The sequence below is a fragment of the Acidiferrobacteraceae bacterium genome (genome assembly GCA_037388825.1).
GTDB lineage: Bacteria > Pseudomonadota > Gammaproteobacteria > Acidiferrobacterales > JAJDNE01 > JARRJV01.
Window position 1 is genome coordinate 1 of the sequence record JARRJV010000111.1, and the last position, 8,414, is coordinate 8,414.

The following is an 8,414-nucleotide window of genomic DNA, read 5'->3' on the forward strand; positions in this document are numbered from 1 at the left end:
TGCTCCAAAAAAATGCCCCGGCGACGTAGAACGCCGGGGCAGGTACTCACGACTTAGTGTGGCATGAACTGGGCCAGATTCTCCCAATGCCCCTTGAACACAACGACCGACAGAAAGAAACCCAGACCGACGTTCACCACAACTCCACTGGTAAACGCCCAGAAGGGCTTCGCCCCGGCATGCGCAAGTTCACGGAAGCGCGTGGTCAGACCAATGCTGAAGAAGCAGAAGATAAATGCCCAGGTACGCATGGACTTGATCGGCAGCACCAGCTCCGGCTTCACGATGTGATTGTAATCGGTAAAGCTGTAGTTGCTGGCGATGATCGTCATGATGGCAGACGCGATTACAAACCCGATCACGAATTTCGGGAAACGCCACCAGATCTCACCGGCCTGAGGCTTGCCGCCGGCCTTCACTTCCCACCTGGTCGTGGCGATCAGGGCCATCACAAATGCCCAAATGCCGATCCAGATGTCACGGCCGACAACCTTCATGAGGGTGAAGCCGTTCACCGCATCGTCCGGCGTTCCGGCAATACCGGGCACGTGTCCGGCGAGGTTGCCATACGCCTGTGCTGCCGCAAAACCGGCCGCATCGGCGAACTCCGAAGTTCCGATCCAGGCACCGGCGACACCGGTGTGCAGGCCGAGAGCGCGGGAAACCAGGGGCAGGAAGAAGATCATGACAATCGCCCAGCCGATCACCATGGTGATCGCGATCGGGGCATGCACACCGGTGTCGCCGGTGCCTGGATCGGAACTTCGGAGTTCGCCGATGCGGCTGGTCCCATATTCTTGGCCACGAAGTAGATCACCATGAAGGTGACGATCGATACGATCGAGGCCTGGGCGATGGCCACGGGGCCCGCCCAGATGATCAGGGTAAACGGAAGGGTGGCTCCGAGAAGAACGATACCGGTCTTGATGTAGTACTCGACCCGGAATCCGGTGTCCATCCATTTCGGCAGGCCGAACAGGTTGGAAATGATCATACCCAGAACCAGGGCCACCAACGGCGGCTCCAGGTTGTAGTGGTGCGCCTGATCCCACGCCCCAATCATGAAAATAATGATCGAGAAAATGTACAGGAACACAAACGAAGGGATAAATTCCGAAAGTTTGTATCCGAGGGCGCTGATACTGATACCGAATATGATCAGCCAGAGTACGAATTGTGCTGCATAGGCTCCGATGTGCGCGCCGAAATGACTGGCCAATTGACCAAAATTGGACCATTTGCCGGGGTGAACCGCGATCCACTTGATGCTCGATCCATTGACGAAGTACAGATAGGCAACGATTACAATACCGAGGCCAAGCCAGATCGCCCACCAGTCCTCTTTTAACCAAAGCTCCTTCCAGCCAACGCTTTGTACGCGTTGTCCCTCTCCACCTTCATTCCAAGCATCTTTTGTTGTCATCGCAACGATCTCCTCATGGTGATGGCAATAAAGCATTTTTATTCGGGGTCTTGTTGCCCCATATATTTTTGGTCGAATCCTGGCTCGTGGCCGGGGTTTCGCCTGTATTGCCGCGATCAAGATTCTCGCAACGACGAAAATCCTACCGGTTGCCGCTTCACCAAGCCTTAATTTATGCTTAAGATCTGGTGTTCGGGCCCGAATTGTGGCGCAATGTTCATCTAGGGATTCACCTACAATTCGAAGATCGCCGGGAAGAGCGAAATTGAACCTGTTACTTGTTGAGGATGATGTTGCCCTCGGTGGGGGCGTCAAGGCCGGTCTTACACTGGAGGACTGCGATGTGCACTGGGTGCAGGACGGCCACAGTGCCGAACAGCTCCTGTCGCACAGAAGTTTCGATGTACTTGTGCTTGATCTCGGTCTTCCGCGCCGCTCCGGCATGGAAGTATTGCGGTCCATGCGCGAGCGTGGCGATGCCACCCCGGTGCTGATACTTACCGCAAGAGATGCCGTAGGTGATCGCGTACAGGGCCTGGATGCCGGAGGCGATGACTACCTCGTGAAGCCATTCGATCTGGACGAACTCTCCGCCCGGATTCGCGCCCTGTACCGACGCCATCACGGATATCGCCCCGACAGCCTGCGCCATGGGGGTATAACCGTGGACCGCGCCTCCCAGGTCGTCAGTCGCGACGGAGAGTCGGTCCACCTGTCACGCCATGAATACGCCCTTCTCTGCCGATTGCTCGAACAACGCGGACGCGTGCTCCCCCGGGGTGAACTGGAATCCGCGCTCTACGGCTCGAACGTCGATGTCGAGAGCAACACCATCGAGGTTCACATCCATGCCCTGCGCAAGAAGCTCGGTTCAGACCTGATCCGTACCGTTCGGGGTGTGGGCTACATCATCGACGACCCGCGATGAATCCCTCACTCCGCAGTCGCCTCCTGCTCACGATTCTGGTCCTGTTCGTCTTTGGATGGCTCTCCGTGATTCTTGTCACCTATGCGGTGGTATCCCACAGGATCAACGACCTCTTCAATGCGGAGCTGGCCCAGGACGCCCGCGTACTCAGCTATTTGGCACGCACCGGACTTGCGGATCACAAAGCTCGGCACGGAATCACCGCAGATGCCCTGCCAACCCGCCACCCGGAACTGATCGCCTTTCAGGTCTGGGACGGTCCCCGACTGGTACTTCAGTCCGCCGATACACCGGGATTTCCGGGACCAGCCAAAAACGGTTTCCGAAACGTTGAGCAGGATGGCCAAACCTGGCATGTGTACACTCAAATTGACCCCACGGACGGACTTGGAGTTGTGGTGGCCGAACCCACCGGTCTGCGCGACCAACTGACGGCCGAGTTCGTTCGCGACTCGATCTATCCCCTGCTCCTTGCCACTCCGCTGCTCGCCGTGCTGATCTGGTTTGGCGTTGGCCGCGGGCTCGCGCCCATGGCGAGACTTGAACAACAGGTCGATCAACGTTCGCCCGAGTTTCTGCAGCCCGTATCGACCGACGAAGTGCCGGAAGAGCTGCTTCCCCTGATCGACCGGCTGAACGCGCTGCTGCAGCGCCTGCAGGACGCCCTGGAAACAGAGCGCCGGTTTACCTCTGATGCGGCCCACGAGATTCGCACACCCCTGGCGGCAATCCGGACCCACGCCCAGGTCGCCATGCGCGCTCCCAATGCCGATACGCGACAGACGGCCCTTTCCGAAATTGTTTCTGGAGTGGATCGTACGGCGCACATGGTCGAGCAATTGCTAACACTGGCCCGTCTTGATCATGAGGCCATGGAACAAGGCTTCGAAACGGTCGATCTTGGCCAATTGGTACAGGAGACTGCTGCATCCATCATTCCCTATGCACGAGATCGAAGTATTGATTTGCAGGTGGATGTCCAGGGCCCGATCGCGGTTCGTGGAAACCGGATTACACTTCAAACCCTTCTACGAAACCTTCTCGACAATGCCGTGCGCTATTCCCCCGCCGGCGGCACAGTCTCAGTCAACGTACAGTCGTTGCCTTCCGGTGAAATCCAGTTGGCAGTTGAGGATTCAGGGCCCGGTATTCCTGTGGAACTTCGCCAACGGGTATTTGACCGCTTCTATCGTGCGGCGCCCTCGGGAACAAGTGGTTGCGGATTGGGTCTGTCCATCTGCGATCGGATTGCTGACCTGCATCGGGCGCGGATCGAGTTCGATGCCTCAGCCCGCTTCAGGGGTCTTTGCGCACTGATTCGTTTTCTGACTCCGGCCGGAGCCGCGTAGGAAGCAAAACGGGCACCGTTGGTGCCCGTTCGTCACTTGGCGGAGAGGGTGGGATTCGAACCCACGGACGGTTGCCCGTCGCCGGTTTTCAAGACCGGTGCCTTCAACCACTCGGCCACCTCTCCCGATTCATTGCCATGCCGCGGACCTCGCGGACTGGCATATCCGTCCCCGGTCCGATTCCGCGGGGTTTGCACGCGTCGAGCGGCTTTGATTGGAATCAAGAAGTCGGTATAACAGGGATGCTATATATTAATTGGTTTTTTAGAGGATTTCCCATGTCAGATATCAATAAATATATCGGTCGTGAGGGTGAAACGGATCTCGACAAACTGGACCGCATGGATGGCCTGGATCCTTGGGATGAAAACCGGGCCACGGAACTGGCGCAGGGCGAGGGCCTGAGCCTCACTGATGCCCATCTGCAGGTACTGACCTTCCTCCGGGATACCTATATCGAACACGGTTTTCCCGCCCATGCCCGGGATTTGAGCGAAATGCTGGATTCGGCCTTCCGCTCCACTGGTGGTATCAAGCACCTGTACGAGCTATTCCCGGCGGGCCCGGTGAACCAGGGCTGCCGACTGGCCGGACTGCCCTCCCCCGCGGGGGCCACCAATGCGTCTTTTTCGTTGATTTTATATGGATATTTTTGCTTCGGGAACATTGACCTCCCGACCGCATCTAAATAGGCTAGTACGGTTTCTTAACTTTGGAGCACTAGCCACAACATGAATACCCAGCCCCAGACCCTGGTCCGCAACCGCGACTCGGTCCTCGCCAGCAACAAGCTGATTCGCAATACCTACACCCTGCTGTCCATGACGCTGTTGTTCAGCGCCGCGACCGCGACCTTCGCGCTGACTACCAACGCCCCCTATCTCGGACCCTGGTTGACCTTGGGTATCTATTTCGGGCTCCTGATGGTTACGACTTCGCTGCGCAACAGCGCCTGGGGCCTCGTATCCGTATTCGCCCTGACCGGTTTCCTGGGCTACTCGCTTGGACCGCTGATCAATGCCTACCTCCACATGTACACCAATGGGAGCATGCTGGTGGGATACGCCATGGGGGCCACGGGCGTGATTTTTCTGGGCCTGTCGGGCTACGCCCTGACCAGTCGGCGTGACTTCAGTTACATGGGCGGTTTCCTGGCCGCGGGAATTCTGATCGCCTTCCTGGCCGCAGTCGCGAACATCTTCTTCGCGATTCCGGCCCTGGCCCTTGTCGTTTCTTCGCTTTTCGTTCTTCTGATGGCTGGATTGATCCTGTGGCAGACCAGCGCCATGGTTCACGGTGGGGAAACCAACTACATCATGGCGACCGTCACACTCTATGTCGCCCTGTTCAATCTCTTCACCAGCCTGCTGCAAATCCTCGGCGTGTTTGCCGGCGACGACTGACATGCGCCATGCGTACTTCTGAAAAGGCCCCTTATGGGGCCTTTTTTTCGAGCACCATATGCAAATGTTCGTTGTAGTGAAGAAAGACGTGCTGCCTGTGTTGCACCGACTGTATGCTTTCCCCCGATAGCCCCATCCGCTGGGCTACCACCTCGTCCTCAAGCATCTCCGGCCTCCGGAGCCGATTGTTCCTGCGCCCGTAGCGAAACATGTTCCACAGCACCCATACGGACAGGCCCGCCCACATGGCAAACGTGATCCCCGCATAGCTGACCAGCTGTTCCCCGAAGGCGTAGTACCCGCCGAGTTCAATCATCCGGTCCGTGAAGAGATAGATTCCTCCAAGCCAGAGCAGCAGACTCAGCAGAGGTGCAACGAGATAGGACCAAAGGCCCCAGAATGCGGCCGTCAGCAGCAACACCCCCAGACGGCCGGGCGCACTGTGGATGAGCCGGTTGTGATAGTAGTGCCGCCTGTCGTGATTGATGTTTCGATGAAGCGAGACATCCTGGACACGGCTCCCGCGGCCCGGGCTGCGCCAGGTCCCGGTTCGCGGCCGACGGGAGTGTCCGAGACCATGTATCGCAGCGGCCAGCGTCGTGAGGGCATTGATCAGCCAGTAGATTGCCGGATACCAGATCGCCCAAAAGACGAAGCGCAACAAGCCGCGCCGTTCGTAATGGCTGTCGAGATAGAGGCCGAGCATGAATTGCACCAGACAGACCACACCGAGGATCACCCCGGTCCAGCCCGGCATCAGGCTTGGCACCGCCAGGCTGGCCGGCCACACGGAAGCAGGCAGCAGTTGGGTGCACGCCCAGAACACGATTGTCAGGGAGAAGCAGAAGCTCCATGCCACGCCGAGCCAGTATTCGAAGAACACAGTCCACATGCGTCGGCTCACCCAGTGGCGCATTTCGCCGGCGTAGCGCGTGGCTGCTTCGTACCCACCCCGGGCCCATCGGAATCGCTGGCGCCACAGGGAGCGAAGATTTTCCGGCACCAGTATCCACGTAAGCGCCTTGGGTTCGTAGCGGATGTCCCAGTGGGCAAGCTGCAAACGCCAGCTTATGTCGACGTCTTCGGTCACGGTTTCCGGTGACCAGTAGCCAACGTGGTGGACCGCGGATTTGCGGTACAAGGCATTGACTCCGGACACGGTAAACAGGCGTCCGATGGCCCGCTGGGTACGCTTGATCATCCCGATGATGGCGGAGAACTCGCCGATCTGGATCCGCGCGAGCAGGCTGTTGCGATTCAGAACACGCGGATTCCCCGTCACGGCCCCGACACGCGGCCCGGCGATCATGTGCCGCATCATCCAGAAGATGGCCTCCGTATCCAGCAGCGCATCGGCATCCACACACATCAGGAAATCGCCCCGGCTGGCCATGGCCCCGGCCCGCAGAGCCAGGGCCTTGCCATAATTTCTCGTCAGGGAGACCACCCGAAAATGCTCAATTCGTCCTGCTAGAGAGGCCAGAATTGCTCCGGTCCGGTCCGAACTTCCGTCGTCGATGGCCACGATCTCAAGATTCGGATACTTGTTGTTGGCCAGATGCGAAATTGTGTCTTCGATGCACAGTTCCTCGTTGTGGCAAGGAACCAGAATCGATACTAGTGGCGTTTCCGTCAGTACGGGTAATTGCGTTTCCTTGCGTTCGCGCCGCACAAAGAACATCACTGCACCCATCATCCAGAACAGGGCCATGAACAGCGGATAGAAGAACACGAAGAAAAACAGGATCTCCATATTCAACTATCCCCGGCTGGAGCCCGCGCAGCCTGGATTTTCAACACGCGCGCGAGGGTGGCCGTGGCGGCCGGACCAATCTCCGCGGGCTCCGCCACGCCGTAGTTTCGAACTCCGCCACGCCGTAGTTTCCTCAGCACCGCGACCGTACGCGCTATGGAAGCCCCCGGGTCCACCGACACCAGGGTTGTCGGACTGGCAGAACGCCAGCCTTGCAAGCTCCGATCAAGATTCCCGACCGAGGAATCAATGCGCTGCAAGACCAGCTCGCCATGCACCGCCCTCTTCCCGTCGCCTGCCACAACGAAGCGAACCCGGGAGCGATATTTCTTCACCAGGTCTTCGATCCTTTTCCTGCTTGCGCTCCCAAATCCCTGCTCGAATACCATTCCGTTGAAATGGTTCAGGCGCGCCAGATCCCGCCACATGGCGGTGGTCGCCTGACCCGCTGCCGGTGGTCGGACACTGACAAACAGGTTTCGTACCCGTGTTCGGGTCCAGATCTGGTCCAGTACGCGGCTGAGGATGTCCGCCGCTACAGGGAGCTCGGAGTTCGGAAAGAAGGCCTGTTTTCCATCGTGACTGAACACGGAAACGATCACCGTGTTCACTTTCAGAGCGCGAATTCTCTGCAGCAGGGCCGACAACAATCTCTCCTGGGTCGGAGGCCACACGCCACTGAATGCATCGAGACGGATCTCAACGAAGCGCATGGGGGTGTTAACCTTTCCTGCCATTCGTGCCGAAAGCTCGGTCGTGCTCGAATCTTCGGCCACCAACACGCGGCCGATGCGCGGCCATTGCACCGGACCGGTTGGCCGTTCTTCGAGAGTGAGAAACAGCCTGAACCCCGCGCCACGTGCAGCTTCCTGGGCTACATCGTCGTACCTTCCATAGGGCCAGGTCAGGGTGGTTGCATCGATCCCGAGCTCCTTGTTCAGACGTTCGCGACTTCGCGCAAGGTCGTTTCGGACCCGGTTGATGCAACCACCCTGACCTGGCCCTATGGAAGGTACGACGATGTAGCCCAGGAAGCTGCACGTGGCGCGGGGTTCAGGCTGCGGTTCATACGAATGTTGTGATGAAGATCATCACTGTGCGAGGCGATTTCCACCAATGGTGAAGCCGACACCTTGCGCAACTCGTTCCATGTCATCAGCTTTCCGGAATATTCCGGCGGCGCATCCTTTCCATCCACCCAGCCAGTCACCACACTGAGTACGGACGGATACCCATAGCGGCGCAACAAGGGCAAAGCCAATGTGCGATAGCTCTTCAGGCCATCGTCGAAACAAAGGAGAATGGGCTTGTGCGGCAGTCTTGCCTTGCCTGCATGGGCAGCTTTCAACTGGCGCAGACTGACCGGCGTATAGCCCTTTGACTTGATGAAGTTGAGTTCCCGTTGCAGCTGGCGGGGTGTAACCGCCAGGCGGTCCTTCCCGGGAAAAGGCGTGATGTCATGCCATACCAGAGATACCAATGGTTCGGCCGCGGCCCATGGTACCCACAGCAGCAATGCAATCAACAGGACGAACCGCGTGCGCATGGTCAAAACCGC

At 58.4% G+C, this 8,414-nt stretch carries 9 protein-coding genes and 1 tRNA gene; 4 read left to right on the forward strand and 6 right to left on the reverse strand.

The features are described from left to right. Positions 1–53: 53 nt before the first annotated feature. Both P8X48_12870 and P8X48_12875 read right to left on the reverse strand, forming a co-directional pair. Positions 54–734, reverse strand: coding sequence for a putative sulfate exporter family transporter (locus P8X48_12870; protein MEJ2108198.1), 681 nt, complete (start codon positions 732–734; stop codon positions 54–56). Then, positions 704–1,423, reverse strand: coding sequence for a putative sulfate exporter family transporter (locus P8X48_12875; GenBank protein MEJ2108199.1), 720 nt, complete (start codon positions 1,421–1,423; stop codon positions 704–706). The genes P8X48_12870 and P8X48_12875 overlap by 31 nt, the downstream gene beginning before the upstream one ends. 265 nt (positions 1,424–1,688) lie before the next feature. Here P8X48_12875 and P8X48_12880 point away from each other — a divergent pair, with 265 nt between their 5' ends. Continuing rightward, entirely contained in the window at positions 1,689–2,351 is a 663-nt protein-coding gene (locus tag P8X48_12880) for a response regulator transcription factor (GenBank protein MEJ2108200.1), read from the forward strand. Next, positions 2,348–3,700 carry an ATP-binding protein gene (locus P8X48_12885; GenBank protein MEJ2108201.1) on the forward strand — a complete coding sequence of 451 codons (1,353 nt, stop codon included), beginning with the start codon at positions 2,348–2,350 and terminating at the stop codon, positions 3,698–3,700. The genes P8X48_12880 and P8X48_12885 overlap by 4 nt, the downstream gene beginning before the upstream one ends. Positions 3,701–3,737: 37 nt before the next feature. Here the strand turns inward: P8X48_12885 and P8X48_12890 are convergent. Further along, positions 3,738–3,825, reverse strand: a tRNA-Ser gene (locus P8X48_12890). A 153-nt stretch (positions 3,826–3,978) separates the two neighbouring features. On the opposite strand from P8X48_12890, the gene P8X48_12895 reads away from it, so the two are divergent. Then, positions 3,979–4,392, forward strand: coding sequence for a TusE/DsrC/DsvC family sulfur relay protein (locus P8X48_12895; protein ID MEJ2108202.1), 414 nt, complete (start codon positions 3,979–3,981; stop codon positions 4,390–4,392). A gap of 39 nt (positions 4,393–4,431) precedes the next feature. Next, entirely contained in the window at positions 4,432–5,103 is a 672-nt protein-coding gene (locus P8X48_12900; protein ID MEJ2108203.1) for a Bax inhibitor-1/YccA family protein, read from the forward strand. Between the two features lie 31 nt (positions 5,104–5,134). Here P8X48_12900 and pgaC read toward each other — a convergent pair whose 3' ends face one another. From pgaC to P8X48_12915, 3 genes are all read right to left on the reverse strand, one after another. Beyond that, positions 5,135–6,856: a poly-beta-1,6-N-acetyl-D-glucosamine synthase gene (gene pgaC / locus P8X48_12905; GenBank protein MEJ2108204.1), complete on the reverse strand. Its 1,722-nt coding sequence runs from the start codon at positions 6,854–6,856 to the stop codon at positions 5,135–5,137. Positions 6,857–6,858: 2 nt separating this feature from the next. Continuing rightward, positions 6,859–7,569, reverse strand: a complete 711-nt coding sequence (locus P8X48_12910) for a poly-beta-1,6-N-acetyl-D-glucosamine N-deacetylase PgaB (GenBank protein MEJ2108205.1) — start codon at positions 7,567–7,569, stop codon at positions 6,859–6,861. Between the two features lie 290 nt (positions 7,570–7,859). After that, positions 7,860–8,414 (reverse strand): polysaccharide deacetylase family protein (locus P8X48_12915; protein ID MEJ2108206.1); only part of this gene is annotated, 555 nt, incomplete at its 5' end.

What these genes read in the sequence shown, in the direction of transcription:
- P8X48_12875 (MEJ2108199.1), bottom strand. Translation starts at nt 1,423, where the DNA reads ATGACAACAAAAGATGCTTGGAATGAAGGTGGAGAGGGACAACGCGTA.
- P8X48_12910 (MEJ2108205.1), bottom strand. Translation starts at nt 7,569, where the DNA reads ATGCGCTTCGTTGAGATCCGTCTCGATGCATTCAGTGGCGTGTGGCCT.
- P8X48_12895 (MEJ2108202.1), top strand. Translation starts at nt 3,979, where the DNA reads ATGTCAGATATCAATAAATATATCGGTCGTGAGGGTGAAACGGATCTC.
- pgaC (MEJ2108204.1), bottom strand. Translation starts at nt 6,856, where the DNA reads ATGGAGATCCTGTTTTTCTTCGTGTTCTTCTATCCGCTGTTCATGGCC.
- P8X48_12900 (MEJ2108203.1), top strand. Translation starts at nt 4,432, where the DNA reads ATGAATACCCAGCCCCAGACCCTGGTCCGCAACCGCGACTCGGTCCTC.
- P8X48_12885 (MEJ2108201.1), top strand. Translation starts at nt 2,348, where the DNA reads ATGAATCCCTCACTCCGCAGTCGCCTCCTGCTCACGATTCTGGTCCTG.